The sequence below is a fragment of the Methylomonas rapida genome, assembly GCF_024360925.2.
Classification (GTDB): domain Bacteria; phylum Pseudomonadota; class Gammaproteobacteria; order Methylococcales; family Methylomonadaceae; genus Methylomonas; species Methylomonas rapida.
In genome coordinates, this window is record NZ_CP113517.1 from 1,903,402 (window position 1) to 1,918,892 (window position 15,491).

Consider the following 15,491-nt stretch of genomic DNA (forward strand, 5'->3'; position numbering starts at 1 on the left):
CCGCTTTGTAAAAGGTTGGCCTGTTTATCCTGGAAAAATATTTTTGTCCACGAAAGGCACAAAAATCACGAAAAATGTGATGACGTTATCAGCATGAATTGCGGCACCCTTAGCGGTGAAGGCAAAACGTTTTCGTGACTTTCGTGCCTTTCGTGGACGGCTTGCTGTTTTAGGTCGATTGGGCTTCCAGCAATTTGGCGTGCGCGGCCGCCAAGCGCGCGACCGGTATTCTGGGTGCCGAGCACGATACATAATTCAAGCCCAAGTCATGGCAGAACTTAATCGAGCGCGGGTGGCCGCCGTGTTCGCCGCAAATACCCACTTTGAGGTCAGGACGGGTTTGTCGGCCCCATTCCACCGCCATCTTCATCAGCTTGCCCAGGCCTTGAATGTCGAGGGTTTCGAACGGATTGTCCTGCAACAGGCCTGAATCCTCATACAGCGGTAAAAACTTGTTTTCCGCATCTTCCCGCGAGAATGAAAAGGTGGCTTGCGTCAGGTCGTTGGTGCCGAACGAGAAAAAGTCGGCGATTTTCGCCAGATGATCGGCGCGGGTGCAGGCGCGCACGGTTTCTATCATCGTGCCGAATTTGAATTTCAAGCTGATTTTGTACTGCGCCTCGACTTCGGCCTGAATTTCGTCGACGAACTGTTTGACCTTTTTTAGTTCTTGCGCGGTGATGACTTGCGGCACCATGATTTCCGGTTCGACCGGAATGCGCTGCTTCACGCAGCGGGCCGCGGCTTCCAGAATCGAGCGGATTTGCATCTTGTAGATTTCAGGGTAACTCATGCCCAGACGCACGCCACGGTGTCCCAGCATCGGATTGACTTCGAACAATTCAAGTACCTTGTCCAGCATCATCTCTTTTTTCGCGATCGCTTCCAGTATCACTTCTTCATTGAGCTGATTGAACGGCGTCGGCAGTTCTGGGTGGCCGGCCAAAGTTTCCAGCGTGACCCGCTGGCCTTTGACGATGGTCAGGTAATGCTTTAGCGCATTGATTTCATCCAGCAACTGGTGTTCGTTGGGCAGAAACTCGTGCATCGGCGGATCGAGCAGGCGCACGGTCACGGGGTAGGGCGACATCGCTTCGAACAATTGCTCGAAATCGTCGCGTTGAATCGGGAATAGTTTAGCCAGCGCCGCTTCGCGTTCCTCGGTGTTGTGCGCCAGGATCATGTCGATCACCAGCGGCAAACGGTCGACTGCGTTGAACATGCGTTCGGTGCGGCACAAGCCTATGCCCTTGGCGCCGTATTCGGCGGCCAATCTAGCCATCGCCGGCGTATCGGCGTTGGCGTGTACGCGCAGGCGGGCATTTTCATCGGCCCAGCTCAGCAGGGTTTTCAGCTCTGGTGAAAAGGATGGCTTGATGGTCGGGATGCGGCCCAGATAAATATCGCCGGTGCCGCCGTCGATCGTGATCAAATCGCCTTCCTTGATATGGATGTCGCCGACGATGGCTAGGCGGGCGCGCACATCGACCTTGATGTCCTCGGCGCCGGCCACGCAAGCTTTACCCATGCCGCGGGCGACCACGGCGGCGTGCGAAGTTTTGCCGCCGCGGCTGGTCAAGACGCCTTGGGCGGCGAAAAAGCCGTGGATGTCTTCCGGTTTGGTTTCCTCGCGCAGCAGAATGAGGTCTTCACCGGTTTTGGCCAGGCGGACCGCCGTATCGGCGTCGAATACGCATTTGCCGCATGCCGCGCCCGGCGAGGCGGGCAGGCCTTGGGCCAAGGGTTGTTGGCCGTGATCGGCCGCCAATTGCGGGTGCAGCAATTGTTCCAATAATTCGGGATTGATCCGCAGCAAGGCGCGTTCCTTGCTGATCAAGCCTTCGTTGACCATGTCGATCGAGGTTTTCACCATCGCGGTCGCGTTCATTTTGCCGTTACGGGTTTGCAGGCAATACAGCACGCCGCGTTCGATGGTGTACTCGTAATCCTGCACTTCCTTGTAATGCGCTTCCAGTTTGTTGCGCAGTTCGACCAGTTGCCGGTATTGCTCGGGCATTTCCTTGGCCATTTCGTGTACCGGTTTGGGTGTGCGAATACCGGCGACCACGTCCTCGCCTTGGGCGTTGACCAGATATTCGCCGTACATTTCGTTGACACCAGTACCGGGGTTGCGGGTAAAGCCGACACCGGTGGCGCAATCATCGCCCATGTTGCCGAACACCATCGTCACGATGTTGACCGCAGTGCCGTTGGCGATGTCCGGCGTGATGTGAAATTCGCGGCGGTAATCGACCGCGCGTTTGCCCAGCCAAGAGTTGAACACCGCCTTGATGGCAATTTCCAGTTGTTCGTAGACGTCTTCAGGAAATGGTTTGCCGGTTTCTTCATGCACGACCATCAGGAACAGGTCGCTGATTTCCTGCAGTTGGTCGGCGCTCAACGCCACGTCGGCCTTGATGCCGGCGGCCCGCTTGACGTTTTCGAAATGAAAATCGAATTTTTCGTCCTCTATGCCCAGTGCCACTTTACCGAACAACTGAATGAAGCGGCGGTAGGCGTCGTAGACAAAGCGCGGATCGTCGGTCATCTCTATCATCGCCGCCAGGGTTTGCTTGTTCAAACCCAGATTCAAGATAGTGTCCATCATGCCCGGCATCGAAATGGCGGAGCCGGAGCGCACCGACACCAATAAAGGATCGCTATTGCCACCGAATTGCTTGCCGGTTTCTTGTTCGATATCGGCGATTTGCTGGCGCACTTCGTCCATCAAGTCGGCGGGCAGTTGCTTGTTTTCCAGATATTGCAGACAAGTGGCGGTGGTGATCACAAAACCGGGCGGAACATTGAGCCCCATTTGCGTCATCTCGCAAAGGTTGGCGCCTTTACCACCTAATAACGCCTTGTTTTTTCCGTCGCCATTTTTGAATGAGAAGCTGTATTTCGGGTTCATCGTCTACCTTAGGTCAGAGTTATGGAGCGGTTAAATCGGATTATAAACAGGCCGGCCTGGCTTGTATGATTTTGTTTCATGCCAAGGCCAAAACCTTGGTCAATTTCGGGTTATTCACGCGGATCAAAAGCCGCGAAGACTTTATTGCGCCCGCTATTTTTCGCCAGGTAAAGGGCCTTGTCGGCTTCCTGCAGCATGCTTTCCAGCGTGGCTTCAGGTGTCGCCAATGTGGCAACACCTATCGATACCGTGAATTGAATCGGCGTGTTTTGATCGGCGATGCTGACGCGGGTGTTCTCGAGTTCATGCCGTAGGCGATTGGCTACGCTGACCGCGCGTTCGCCGGTCGTTTCCGGTAGCAAAATGGCAAATTCTTCCCCGCCCATGCGACCGATGACGTCGATCTCGCGCAGCATGCTTTTACAAACGCCGGCCAGGGTTTGCAGGACTTGGTCACCGGCTTTGTGGCCATAACTGTCATTGATGTTTTTGAAAAAGTCTATGTCCATCATCAGCAGCGATACCCAGGTGTCATAGCGTTGGGAGCGGGATAGTTCCTGTTCGGCCAAGGCCAAAAAATGGCGGCGATTGGCGAGGCCGGTCAAAAAATCGATTTGTGCTTGGTATTCCAGTTCTTGCAGCAAGGAAATACGGTCGCTGATGTCGCGCGTCACCGCGACCATGGCCTTGACCTTGCCGTTTTCGTCGAACAGCGGCGCGGCATGCATGTCCATCCAATATCGGCTACCGCGTTGGCCTTCGATAATGAACTCCAGCGTGCCGGTTTTTCCCTGAAACACCTGGCCATGCAGCTTTTTGAACGCAGGCCGGAATTCAGGCAGCACGAAGTTGATCAAGCCATATTGACGCGCCGCGCCGATATGGTCCACTTCCAGCAGCTTCAAGCCGGTTTGGTTCATTTCGAGCAATTGCAGATCCTGGTCAAGCACCTTGACGCATTCGGGTTCGCTATTCAGGATGGTATTCAAAAAATCGGTTTTTTCCTTCAGCGCATCTTCGAAGGTCTTGCGCTCGGAAATGTCGCGGACCAAGGCGCAGTTGTACGCCTTACCCCCGTATTCGAAATAATTGGCGACAACTTCGATCGGGAATACATGGCCATTCTTGTGCCGATGTTTCGATTCGAAGCGCAGGCTTTTGCGCCGCTTCAGTTCAAGCCAATGATGGGGCCATTCCGCAAACGGAAAATCGGCATCTACCTGCGCTACCGTCAGTTGGGTAATTTCGTCGTGCGTAAAGCCGAGCTTTTGGCAGGCGGCCAGGTTGGCATCGAGAATGCGCCCATTTTGGTCTATCCAGAAAACTTCTTCGCCGCAATGATCCAGACTGAATTGACGAAAATGCATGGCTGCTTCGATCTGTTTGCGTTCGTCGATGCCCGTCAACATGCCGATATAACCAAGAAACTGGCCGTGCTCGTCGTAGCGCGGTTTGCCGACATCGATAAACCAGCGGTATTCACCATCGCGTCCACGCAAGCGATATTCCATCTGAAACTGCATGCGGGTATCGAAACGCGCGCGATAAGTATCGAGACAGTAATCCAGATCCTCCGGATGAATACCGGCCTGCCAACCGTTGCCGTATTCCTGCAGCAGGCTGCGACCGGTATATTCGAGCCAGGTGTGGTTGAACCAGCTGCAGCGTTTGTCGGGTTCCGCGACCCAGATCAGGACGGGCGCGGAATTGGCTAGGCTGCGAAAACGGTTTTCGCTTTCTTGCAGCGAGACTTCGAAATTTTTACGCTCGGTAATGTCTTGCAGGGCCCCGAATAGCCGATGGCATCCGTGTTCACCGTTCTCCTCGACTTGGCTATGGCAGCAAAGATAGCGGAGCGAACCGTCGCGATGCCTGATGCGCAGGATGGTTCCGCTGGATTCTCCGGGGAGTAGATTGGTCACGTGGGTGGCAAACAAAGGCTGGTCTTCGTTGACGACGAAGGAACGCCAACAGCCACGCGCCATTAATTCCTCGATGCTATAGCCGAACAGTCTTTCGGCATTGCCGCCTATCCAGTGAAAGCGAAACAGTCTATCCTCGGCCCGATAGCATGAGTAGATCAGATCGTTGGTCAGCGAGGCGATGTGGTGAAAGCGATTTTCACTTTCGCGCAATGCATGTTCTATGCGTTTGCGTTCGCTGATGTCGCGCAGGATGGTCACGAAGTACTGTTTTCCCTCGCCCAGCCAACTGTTGAGGGCGATTTCCACCGGTATCTCGGTGCCGTTTCGGTGCAAGGCGGCCAGTTCGAATATTCCTCCAAAATGATGGCTCGAATCCCCGTCAGCCCGAATGCCGTGCAATGCGGATTGATACTGCTCCCGAAAACGCTCGGGAATGATGTTGCGGATGGGGCGTTCGAGCATCTCGGCTTGCGTGTAACCAAAACAATGTTCAGCGCCCTTGTTCCAGAACAGGATGCGATCTTCGTCGTCGGCCAGAATGATGGCGTCGGTCGCCGTGGTCGCCAGCAAGCGAAAACGCTGCTCGGAGGCGGCAAGATGCTGTCTTTGCTCGGTCAAGCTGGTTGCCATCCTGTCAAACGCCCGGCCAATGGCGCCAAATTCGTCCGGCAGATTACTCAGGTTGCCGGCATAGTTGCCTGAGGTCAATGCGCCTATGCCGTCCCGCAAGGCGCTGAGTGGCTGCAAAATATGGCGTCGTACCAGAAAACCGATCAATAGCCAGAGCAATACCAATGTGCTGCCGCTCCAGCTTAACGTAAAAAGAAATTTGTGCTGAAGTTGTTCCTGTAGGGTGGCGGCTGGAATCTTGATGCTGAGTATGCCGCGTAATTCACCGGCCTGATAATTGTAAGCGGCGTTATAACGCTGGCGTACCGCATCAGGGGCCTTATGTCGTTCGCCGTGGCAGCTTAGGCAATAGGTTTCGACCCAGATCGGGCGGGCATAATGGTAAAAAGCTTTGCCATTGCTGTCCGTGAAGGGGACGAAGCGCAGTTCGTCTTGAGGATATTGGCGAAAGTAGTCTATGGCGGCCATCTCGATGGCGTCGGCCTGGTTTTGCGGATTACGTGCTTGATCACTGACGTTGTTGAAGGAAAAGCCGGTTTTGTCCCAGTTTGCCAGATCGTTCGAAATCCGTCCCAGCGCATGGGCCGGTAGAAATCCCAGGGTTTCGTCGTTGAGCGGTAAGCCGCTGTCTATGAATTGATGATGATAGACCCGGCGGGTGGACATCAACAGATTGCGGATGTGTTCGACGGACGCTAGCAAATTTGCCTCGGCTTCTTTTTTTTCGTTTTGATAAGCGAGCAAGCCAAATACGAAAAACCCCAGAGCCAAGGCGGAGCCGATTAACAGATGGAAGCGACGCTTGAGAGTCATGGGTTTTATGGGCTCGCCGGCCGATGCCGTTTTTGAAGTAGAGTTCGCATCCTGCTGCATGGATAAAATGTTTGGCGGGACAGTTGAGGTTGTTACGCCAGTCGCTTTCTTCGCTTAATGATAGAACACTGTCGAGATTTTTAGCAAAATACCGGTTTTCTTTGCGCTTGCGTGGCTAGCGATTAAATCAGAGATTTTGCCTTGCATCGGTCAGGGGGGGCAATTTGGCGGCACGCCTGTTTGAGTGCCTTTCGCGATACGGTCAATTCATGGGGGTCCTCGTTGTAAATTTGCTAAACTAGCCCTCTTTTGTTTTAAGCCAAATTCTTGATGAAACACGTCGAACTTCTTTCTCCCGCCGGCACTATTCGTAATATGCGCTACGCATTTGCCTTTGGCGCCGATGCGGTGTACGCAGGGCAGCCTCGTTATAGTCTCAGGGTCCGCAACAATGACTTTCTGTCCGACAATCTGGCCAAAGGCATCGCTGAAGCCCATCAATTGGGGAAAAAGTTTTTCCTTGCCGCGAATGTCATTCCGCACAACACCAAGATCAAAACCTTTGTCAAGGATATGGCGCCCATCATTGCGATGGGGCCCGACGCCCTGATCATGGCCGATCCGGGATTGATCATGATGACGCGAGAGCAGTGGCCGGACATGCCGATTCATTTATCGGTACAGGCCAACACCGTCAACTTTGCCAGCGTGAAATTCTGGCAGCGCATGGGCGTGGAGCGAGTCATCCTGTCCCGTGAGTTGTCGCTGGACGAAATCGCCGAGATTCGCCAGGAATGCCCGGATATGGAGCTTGAAGTGTTCGTGCATGGCGCGCTGTGCATCGCTTATTCGGGGCGCTGTCTGTTGTCGGGGTATTTCAATCATCGCGATCCCAATCAAGGGACCTGTACCAATTCCTGCCGCTGGAAATACGATACCAAACCCGCCCAGGAAACCGCCGAAGGCGACTACATATTGGCCGAAAACTCGATATTGTCGATGGCGGATTTGAATCAGGGCATCAATACCGCCAGTTGCGGCGGCGCCGAGCGCCATCCCTTGGCCGACAATGTTTATTTCCTGGAAGAGGAAGGCCGTCCGGGCGAATTGTTGCCTGTGATGGAGGACGAAAACGGCACCTATATCATGAACTCGAAGGACCTGCGCGCAATCGAGCATGTGCAGCGACTGGTGGAAATCGGGGTTGATAGTTTGAAAATTGAAGGACGCACCAAGTCGCACTTTTATGTGGCTCGCACCGCGCAGGCTTATCGGATGGCGATCGATGACGCGTTGGCTGGCCGCCCATTCCAGCCGGAACTATTGGGTGTATTGGATAATCTGGCCAACAGGGGATATACCGACGGTTTCTATCAACGCCATCATACACACGAACATCAAAACTATATTTCCGGCTATTCCAAAAGTCACCAGCAACAATTTTGCGGTGAGATTACCAGCTATGATCCCGAAAGCGGCTTGGCTGACGTCAGCGTGAAAAACAAGTTTGCGGTGGGCGACCGTTTGGAAATGATCCTGCCGGAAGGCAATCGCGACATCATTGTCGACATGATGTTCGATAAATATGGCAATGCCATGCAGGAAGCCGCCGGTGGGGGTTATGAAGTACGGATTCCGCTGCCTGATGCCGATTGCCAATATGGGCTGTTGGCGCGTTATTTCTAGCCAAAAGGTGATGCTAATGACATTTGCAACCGCCGATTTATGCGATCGCTTTGCCGATCGGGAAAATTTTCAAATTGCCGAACCGCTGTTTCGCCAATTCGGCAACAGGCGGCTGTTTAGCGGGCGGATCACGACGCTGAAGGTTTTCGAAGATAATACACTGGTTCGCAGCACGCTGGAAGAAAAGGGCAACGGCAGGGTGTTGGTGATCGATGGTGGCGGTTCACGACGTTGTGCCTTATTGGGGGATACCCTGGCCCAATTGGCGCTAGAAAACGGCTGGCAGGGGATTGTCGTTTACGGCTGTATTCGTGGCGCGGCATTGATCGATCAATTGCCGCTTGGCGTGATGGCGCTCAACACTCATCCCTTGCGCAGCCGCAAGCATGATCACGGCGAGCGCGATCTGATGATTACCTTTGCCGGGGTCAATTTCAAGAAGGATCATTATTTATACGCCGATAGCGACGGAATTATCGTCTCCGAGACAAAATTGGATTAAAATCGCTTTGTCCTAACCCAGTAAAATACTCAAGAATATGCAAATCGTACTCGCAAACCCCCGTGGATTCTGTGCCGGCGTGGACCGGGCCATTGAAATCGTCGATCAAGCCATCGAAGCCTTTGGTGCGCCAATTTATGTGCGGCACGAGGTGGTGCATAACCGCACCGTGGTCGATGGGCTGAAACAAAAAGGCGCGGTGTTCATCGAGGAGCTAAGCGATGTGCCGGTAGGTTCCTACTTGATTTTCAGTGCGCACGGCGTGTCCAAGGAGGTGCAAAAAGAAGCCGAGGAGCGCCAGTTGACGGTATTCGATGCGACTTGTCCGCTGGTGACCAAAGTACACATGCAGGTTGCCAAGCATGCCAAACAGGGCCGAGAAGTGATTTTGATTGGCCACGCCGGTCATCCGGAAGTGGAAGGCACGATGGGGCAATACGAAAAATGCACCGAAGGCGGCGGCATTTACCTGGTCGAAACTCCGGAAGACGTACGCAATTTGAAAGTCAACAATCCCAATGATCTGGCCTATGTGACGCAGACGACCTTGTCGATGACCGACACCAAGGTCATGGTGGATGCGTTACGCGAACAATTTCCGTCCATCAAGGAGCAAAAAAAGGACGATATTTGTTACGCGACGCAAAACCGTCAGGATGCGGTGCATGATCTGGCCAAGATTTCCGACCTGATTTTGGTTGTCGGCTCTCCCAATAGTTCGAATTCCAACCGTTTGCGTGAAATCGCCGTGCAACTCGGTAAACCCGCTTATTTGATCGATACTTACCAGGATTTGAAGCAAGAGTGGCTGGAGGGAATTGAAGTAGTCGGTGTTACCGCGGGCGCTTCGGCACCGGAAGTGTTGGTGCAGGAAGTGATCGATCAACTGAAGGCATGGGGCGGCGAAACCACTTCGGTCAGAGAAAACAGCGGCATCGAGGAAAAGGTAGTCTTTTCGATTCCCAAGGAGTTGAAAAAACATATGCAAGCGTGATCAAATCAAGCGAATTCCATAAATCGTCAACGGAGGTTTCATGACCATTACCGCGCAAGACTTGGTGGCAAATGCCAAGCAACAGATCAAGGAAATCGATACCGTTACCGCGCAAAGCCAGTTGGGTAGCAGTTTGATTCTCGATGTGAGAGAGCCGGCCGAATATTCCGCGGGCCATTTGCCCGGTGCAATCAATATTCCACGCGGCGTTCTGGAGTTTAAAATAGACACATACCCCGAGTTTCAGGGCAAACAGCAATCGGCTATCGTGGTTTATTGCCAAACCGGCGGACGATCCGCGCTGGCGACCCATGCATTGAACCAACTGGGCTATGAAAAGGCGGTCAGCATGGCCGGCGGATTCAAAGCCTGGGCGGAGAATGGTTTGCCGCTTGGCTGAAGAGCAGGCGATTCGTATCGATAAATGGTTGTGGGCTGCGCGTTTTTTCAAGACGCGCAGCCTGGCGGCCGATGCCGTCAATGGCGGCAAGGTTCATGTCAACGGTCATCGCTGCAAGCCCGGAAAAGACGTCAAAGTCGGTGACATCATTACGGTCAGTAAGGATCAATACACCTGGGACATTGAAGTTACCGATCTAAACAAACAGCGCAGGCCCGCCAAAGAAGCGGCATTGCTCTATCACGAGGATGAGGCCAGCGCCGCCAAAAGGCAGCAACAAATAGAGTTGCGCAAGCAGCAACAAGCTTTACTCCCTCCATCCGAACGCGAACGAAAACCCAACAAAAAGCAACGCCGGCAAATACATCGTTTCAGACAAGATATGAGTTGAGTGACGATGGTTGGGAATGTGTGAGAAATAATCTCGGCATTGGTAGGTGCGAATTAATTCGCACCTACACCGAATGCTTGCATAGGTTATTTCATGTTCTTCCTTATGCAATGACTCGACGCGTGCATCGGCTTGGGTTTGCATTTGACGGGCGATACGGTAACAAACGCCGATAAACATCGGGTGCTGATCGAGACAAAGCGGTTCGGTTGTGAAAAAGTTTTTTGGCTTTTTTTCATCTAAACGCCAGGGCGCCGGGCGAGAGGGACTCGACTTGAACATGCCTGGAGTACGCTCCAAAATTTCTCCAAACCAGGCAGTGGGCTTTTTGCCAGGGTTGGAAGGCCGGTGGCGGTTGGGGGTGTAAATAGTTGCTTGAGGCCCGTAAACAATAGCTACAATTTGCGCGTCAATTTATCATCTTCAACAAGATTCCTGCCAAGTGAAGGGGCTTGCGAGGAATTGTGTGCCACATCATTAGAGATTTTCATGTCGATACGTTACGCTTTATTGATCCATTTTGCCTTGCTGGGCGGTGTTACGCTGTCTGGCTGCGCTACCAGTCGACAAATCGTCGTCGACTATCCTAAAACCGAAACATCGATTTTGCCGCCGTTAAAAGGACAGGCGTCGGTAACGGCCGATGACTATTATGTGCAACTGGTTTCCGAGTTTGAATTTAAGGGGGACAACTCCCTGAAAGGAGGGTGCAGCGACGTAGGCGCCTCTTACGAGACCGGAGATATGTCAGCCGCGTTGCTATTCAACATCCAAAACGAGCCTTTGCGCTTCAAGCGCGAGGCCAGCGGTTTTCTGTACCAAGCCACGACGGGTAAATGCAATTACAAGCTGGAGACCAAAAAAGCCTATTTGACACCCTGGCTTAGGCTGGATCTGGCCAAGGATACCTTGCTCGAGTATCGTTTTTTGACCAGCAATAACCACGAGGCCAATCTGTCGCAATTGGTGGGAGACATCAATGCGGCCAGCAGCTTGATGGCCTTGACCGGCGTCGGAACCGGGGTGGCTTTGATGGGAAAATTGGCGGGTAGCTGGGTCGAAGCTACCGCGGCCCAACCGGCGGTGAACAAACCATCGTCGTCGGCGAAATACAGTTCGGAAACCCACGCATTGCCCAGCGGCGTAATGTTGACCAGTAGTGGCGGCAGCCAGAATCAAAGCCGTCTGCCCGTTTACGAGGTGGTCGATGCTGGCTTGAAGATCTGGGCGACGGAAACCAAGTTGTTGGGTGAAATGCGCGTTTATCCGGAATGGGTGCCGTCGCTTTTGCTCAAATCGGCAGTGGATGGCATGCCCGATGCGCATGATTTGTCTCTGGATGAGCTCTGGCGTGTGCCGATTCACACGGCCACGGGCGAAGTGCCTTTGCAGCAAGTCATCGATCAAGCCATGCAAACTGAAAAGCCGAATTTGAACCCGGACTGGCAAAACTATGACGCCGTCGAAAGTCAATGCCGTCGCTTGAAATTGGTCATGAAGGACTTGGGCTTCAATAAATTCGATAGAAACGCCGTGCTGTTCTATTTCCTCAACAAATCGGCGGATTGGAAAAACTTCAATATTTCGCCGCAGAGGGCTATGGCCGATGCGATTCGTCCGCGCGTATTGGAGCAATATCGCAGCAAGGATTTCTCGGGATGCCTGGCCAAGGAAGATTATACGGTGATGAAGAGCATGCGCCTGCCGGTCAATACGGAGCAGGATTGGGATGACTTGAGCAGCAACCGGCAAAAAAAAGAAGATGTGATCAGTTCGGTGCAATCGGCGGGACGACAATTACTGGCAGCCTTGAGTCACCCCGATAAGGACGAAATGGCTAGACAGTTGTATCCGCTATTGCTCAATGAGAAAGGCGGTAATGGCAGTGTGCTGCTGCAAAACCATTTGGGCAATTTCGGCTTGGAAACCTTGCTTCAGGTGCCGGCGATCGCCAACGACGGTGTTGTGATCAACGCGGCCCAACTGGCCGATGTGATGATGGGATTGTCGGTCGACAGCTATAGCTGCGTGAGGCCCGCGCAAGAACAAGGTCGGCCGCTGGTCAACATTGGCATTTTGTTGTTTGCCACCAAGCCGGGCAGTCTGCGGGAAAAGGGTGGGGCGCTGGAATTCGAACTGGTTCAAGGCAAAATTGCCCGGCTGGCGTTTCAGCATCCGACGTTTCGCGATTTCGAACAAAACATTACCGACTTTCCGGACCTGGGCGGCTGCCGGATCGAGGCTGATTTTTTAAACAAGTTGCATTAAGTTCGAGCGCGGATGCTGAAAAAAATCCTGATTTTATTAGCCGCTTTGCTAATGCTGCCGGGTTTGTACGCGGCGGCAGGTTTTTGGCTGATTCCCAGGCTGGCGCAGGACAAACTACCGGAAATGCTCGGGGAAATCACCGGGCAGTCCGTGCAGTTGCAGGGGGTGCGCTTCGATCCTTTTGATTTGAGTGCTGATCTGACGGGTTTCGAGCTGGCGCTGGCGGACGGCAAGCCATTGGTCGCTTTCGATACATTGGCGGCCGATATCGATATGCTCGAGTCGTTGAAACAGCGTTCAGTGGTCATCGCTTCGGTTTCGTTGCGTAAACCCAACGTCGCCATCGAGCGCAAGGCCGACGGTCGCTTGAATTTCGATGAACTCATCGAAAAAATATCCTCGGCCAGCGAACAGGGGCAGGCAGAGAGCGAAGGTGGCGTGCCGCCAATTTCGATCCGAAAAATCAGCCTCGAAGAGGGGCAAATAGTTTGGCGTGATGCAGCTACCGGGCAGTCATTGACGGAAACCCTGGGGCCGGTGAATATCACGCTGTCGGAATTTACGACCCGGCCCGAGGCCAAGGCACAATTCGACTTGAATCTGAAACTCGCTTCCGGTGGCGGTCTGGATTTGCAGGGAGAACTCAATCCGACAACGCTCGCTGCGCAAGGTCACGTCAAACTGGACGACCTTGCCTTGCCCAAGGTCTGGCAAATGTTTCTACGCGACAGCATGCCGCTGGAAATCGTCGATGGCAAAATTTCGCTGCAAGCCGATTACAGCGTTGCCCCCGGCAATGCTTCCGCAACGCAAGTCTTGATCGATAATGGCGGAATCGAGGTAAAGGCGTTGAGCCTAAACGAAACAGACAAGGCCGACGAATTGATCCATTTGCCTGTTCTGGCGGCCACTGGCATACGCTTTGATTTGCAAAGTCAGCAGGTGCACATCGCCACGCTGTCTAGTCAGGATGCCAGGCTGAAGGCTTGGTTGCAAGCGGATGGGCAGGTCAATTATCAGGCGCTGTTCGCCGCTTCGCCGGAGACCGCGTCGTCCGAGGAAACGGCAGCAACTACCGCAAAGCCTTGGCGAATTTCGGTAAACGAATTGAAGCTGGCGAATTATCAGCTCGCGTTCATCGATCACAGTCAAACCAAACCGGTGGAAATGTTGTTCGATGAACTCGGCTTGAGTGTGCGGGATTATCACAATGCCGATGATGTGAAATTGCCCTTGCAATTTTCCACCCGATTCAATCAGTCGGGACGCATCAAGCTCGATGGCGATGTCGGACTGTCACCCTTTTCCGCGAATTGGGCCGTGGAACTGCAGCAAATCAAGCTGAAAACCTTTCAGACTTACCTCGATCCGTATGTGAAACTGGAATTGACCGACGGCGACCTGAATACCCAGGGGCATTTGCAACTCGTGGCGGGCGATGAACTGCAGGTCAATTATCAGGGCGATGCCAATATCGACAGTCTGATCACAAGAGACAAGGTCAAGAATCAGGACTTTGTCAAATGGCACAATCTGGAATTGAAGCAGATGGTGCTGGATGCGACCAGGCAGGACTTCAAACTGGCTAAAGTGATCTTTGATCGGCCCTATGTGCGTTTCACCATCAAGCAAGATGGGAGCAACAACGTTTCGGATATCATGGTCGTCAAAAACGCTGACAAGCCAAAAACAAAGTCATCCACCCACGCCGGCAGCGCTAAAGTCCAGGCCGACTCTGAGCCGGTCGTCACGATAGGAAAAATTGAATTCAAACAAGGGCAGTCCGATTTTGCCGATTATTCGTTGATTTTGCCTTTCGTCGTCAAAATGAATGACTTGACTGGCGAAGTGAGTGGGTTTGCCTCCAATACCGACAGCGCCGCCAAATTGAAATTGCAAGGCAGGGTGCATGATTTGGCGACGGTCAAGATTGGTGGTAGCTATCATCTTAAAAGTGGCGATTCCGATATTGCGCTGAGTTTCAAGCACCTGCCGCTACCGTTGGTCACACCCTACATGGCTGAGTTCGCGGGTTACCGAATCGAAAAAGGCCAGATGGCGCTCGATTTGAACTACACCATCAAGGGCGCGGAACTGAGTGCGCAAAACAAGATTTTTATCGACCAACTGGTGCTTGGCGAAAAGGTCGAAAATCCCAAGGCGGTATCCTTACCCTTGGAATTGGGGGTGGCTTTGCTGAAAGACTCCGATGGTAAAATCAATCTGGATTTTCCGATTACCGGCAGTCTGGAAGACCCGAAGTTCAGCGTTGGCTCGCTGGTGGCCGACGTCTTGGTGAATGTCGTCACCAAAGCCGTGAGTTCTCCGTTCAAGGCGATAGCCTCGCTGTTCGACAGCGACGATGATTTGAGCACCATTGTTTTCGCCGAGGGAAATGGTGAATTGAGTGCGGAAGAAGCCGCGAAACTGGATCAGATTGCCCAGGCCTTGCTTGCCAAACCCGAGCTGGTGTTGGAGATCAAAGGCATGGCGTATGAGGCTCAGGATTGGCCGGTGATGCGCTCGGACGCGCTGGCCGACATTCTGAAAAAAATGAAGTCGGGCGAACTGCGTGATAAGGGCGAGATTATCCGCTCGGAATATATCGAGCTATCGGAAGCCGAGTATCAGCGATTGCTGGCCAAGTTTTATGCCGAGGTGTTTCCGCAGAAAATCGATCATTCATTATTTGGCAAACCGCGCATCAAAAATCAGCCGGATGCCGATTTTTACAGCATTGCCAGGCAAGAGCTCGAGGCGATCATGCAACCCGATCCGCAGCGCCTGAACGAACTGGCCGTGACGCGGGCGAACCATATCGCAAAACATCTGGTCGAGCACGGCAAAGTGGATAGGGGCCGGATTTATATTCTGGCCACCGAGTTGAAGCAGCAAGCGTCCGAAGAGGGTATCAGTTCCCGCTTGTCGTTAAACGTGGCATCCTGACCGGTAGTGAGTCCTTTGTACTATA

Annotated in this window: 9 protein-coding genes; 7 read left to right on the forward strand and 2 right to left on the reverse strand. The window is 53.1% G+C overall.

The window, feature by feature from the left end:
- Window positions 1–169 precede the first annotated feature (169 nt).
- Together ppdK and NM686_RS08990 are read right to left on the reverse strand one after the other, a co-directional pair.
- A complete protein-coding gene (gene ppdK / locus NM686_RS08985) occupies window positions 170–2,911 on the reverse strand; it encodes a pyruvate, phosphate dikinase (RefSeq protein ID WP_255187544.1) in 2,742 nt (913 codons plus the stop codon).
- A 110-nt stretch (window positions 2,912–3,021) separates the two neighbouring features.
- Complete coding sequence (locus NM686_RS08990; protein ID WP_255187545.1) at window positions 3,022–6,279, reverse strand: PAS domain S-box protein; 3,258 nt, start codon at window positions 6,277–6,279, stop codon at window positions 3,022–3,024.
- Between the two features lie 330 nt (window positions 6,280–6,609).
- On the opposite strand from NM686_RS08990, the gene trhP reads away from it, so the two are divergent.
- The 7 genes from trhP to NM686_RS09025 all read left to right on the forward strand — a co-directional run bounded on the left by trhP (window position 6,610) and on the right by NM686_RS09025 (window position 15,466).
- Window positions 6,610–7,965, forward strand: coding sequence for a prephenate-dependent tRNA uridine(34) hydroxylase TrhP (trhP, locus tag NM686_RS08995; protein WP_255187546.1), 1,356 nt, complete (start codon window positions 6,610–6,612; stop codon window positions 7,963–7,965).
- Between the two features lie 16 nt (window positions 7,966–7,981).
- Window positions 7,982–8,467 (forward strand): ribonuclease E activity regulator RraA, encoded by a 486-nt coding sequence (gene rraA / locus NM686_RS09000; protein WP_255187547.1) that lies wholly within the window; start codon window positions 7,982–7,984, stop codon window positions 8,465–8,467.
- A gap of 37 nt (window positions 8,468–8,504) precedes the next feature.
- Window positions 8,505–9,461, forward strand: a complete 957-nt coding sequence (gene ispH / locus NM686_RS09005; protein ID WP_255187548.1) for a 4-hydroxy-3-methylbut-2-enyl diphosphate reductase — start codon at window positions 8,505–8,507, stop codon at window positions 9,459–9,461.
- Between the two features lie 40 nt (window positions 9,462–9,501).
- Window positions 9,502–9,861, forward strand: a complete 360-nt coding sequence (locus NM686_RS09010) for a rhodanese-like domain-containing protein (RefSeq protein ID WP_255187549.1) — start codon at window positions 9,502–9,504, stop codon at window positions 9,859–9,861.
- Window positions 9,842–10,252 (forward strand): RNA-binding S4 domain-containing protein, encoded by a 411-nt coding sequence (locus tag NM686_RS09015; protein ID WP_407942374.1) that lies wholly within the window; start codon window positions 9,842–9,844, stop codon window positions 10,250–10,252. The genes NM686_RS09010 and NM686_RS09015 overlap by 20 nt, the downstream gene beginning before the upstream one ends.
- Window positions 10,253–10,741: 489 nt before the next feature.
- The gene (locus NM686_RS09020) at window positions 10,742–12,520 is read left to right on the forward strand and encodes a hypothetical protein (RefSeq protein ID WP_255187551.1); all 1,779 of its coding nucleotides are present in this window, start codon (window positions 10,742–10,744) and stop codon (window positions 12,518–12,520) included.
- A gap of 12 nt (window positions 12,521–12,532) precedes the next feature.
- Complete coding sequence (locus NM686_RS09025; protein WP_255187552.1) at window positions 12,533–15,466, forward strand: DUF748 domain-containing protein; 2,934 nt, start codon at window positions 12,533–12,535, stop codon at window positions 15,464–15,466.
- Window positions 15,467–15,491: the final 25 nt, after the last annotated feature.

What these genes read in the sequence shown, in the direction of transcription:
- NM686_RS09020 (WP_255187551.1), top strand. Translation starts at nt 10,742, where the DNA reads ATGTCGATACGTTACGCTTTATTGATCCATTTTGCCTTGCTGGGCGGT.
- NM686_RS09010 (WP_255187549.1), top strand. Translation starts at nt 9,502, where the DNA reads ATGACCATTACCGCGCAAGACTTGGTGGCAAATGCCAAGCAACAGATC.
- ispH (WP_255187548.1), top strand. Translation starts at nt 8,505, where the DNA reads ATGCAAATCGTACTCGCAAACCCCCGTGGATTCTGTGCCGGCGTGGAC.
- NM686_RS08990 (WP_255187545.1), bottom strand. Translation starts at nt 6,279, where the DNA reads ATGACTCTCAAGCGTCGCTTCCATCTGTTAATCGGCTCCGCCTTGGCT.
- rraA (WP_255187547.1), top strand. Translation starts at nt 7,982, where the DNA reads ATGACATTTGCAACCGCCGATTTATGCGATCGCTTTGCCGATCGGGAA.
- trhP (WP_255187546.1), top strand. Translation starts at nt 6,610, where the DNA reads ATGAAACACGTCGAACTTCTTTCTCCCGCCGGCACTATTCGTAATATG.
- ppdK (WP_255187544.1), bottom strand. Translation starts at nt 2,911, where the DNA reads ATGAACCCGAAATACAGCTTCTCATTCAAAAATGGCGACGGAAAAAAC.
- NM686_RS09025 (WP_255187552.1), top strand. Translation starts at nt 12,533, where the DNA reads ATGCTGAAAAAAATCCTGATTTTATTAGCCGCTTTGCTAATGCTGCCG.
- NM686_RS09015 (WP_407942374.1), top strand. Translation starts at nt 9,842, where the DNA reads ATGGTTTGCCGCTTGGCTGAAGAGCAGGCGATTCGTATCGATAAATGG.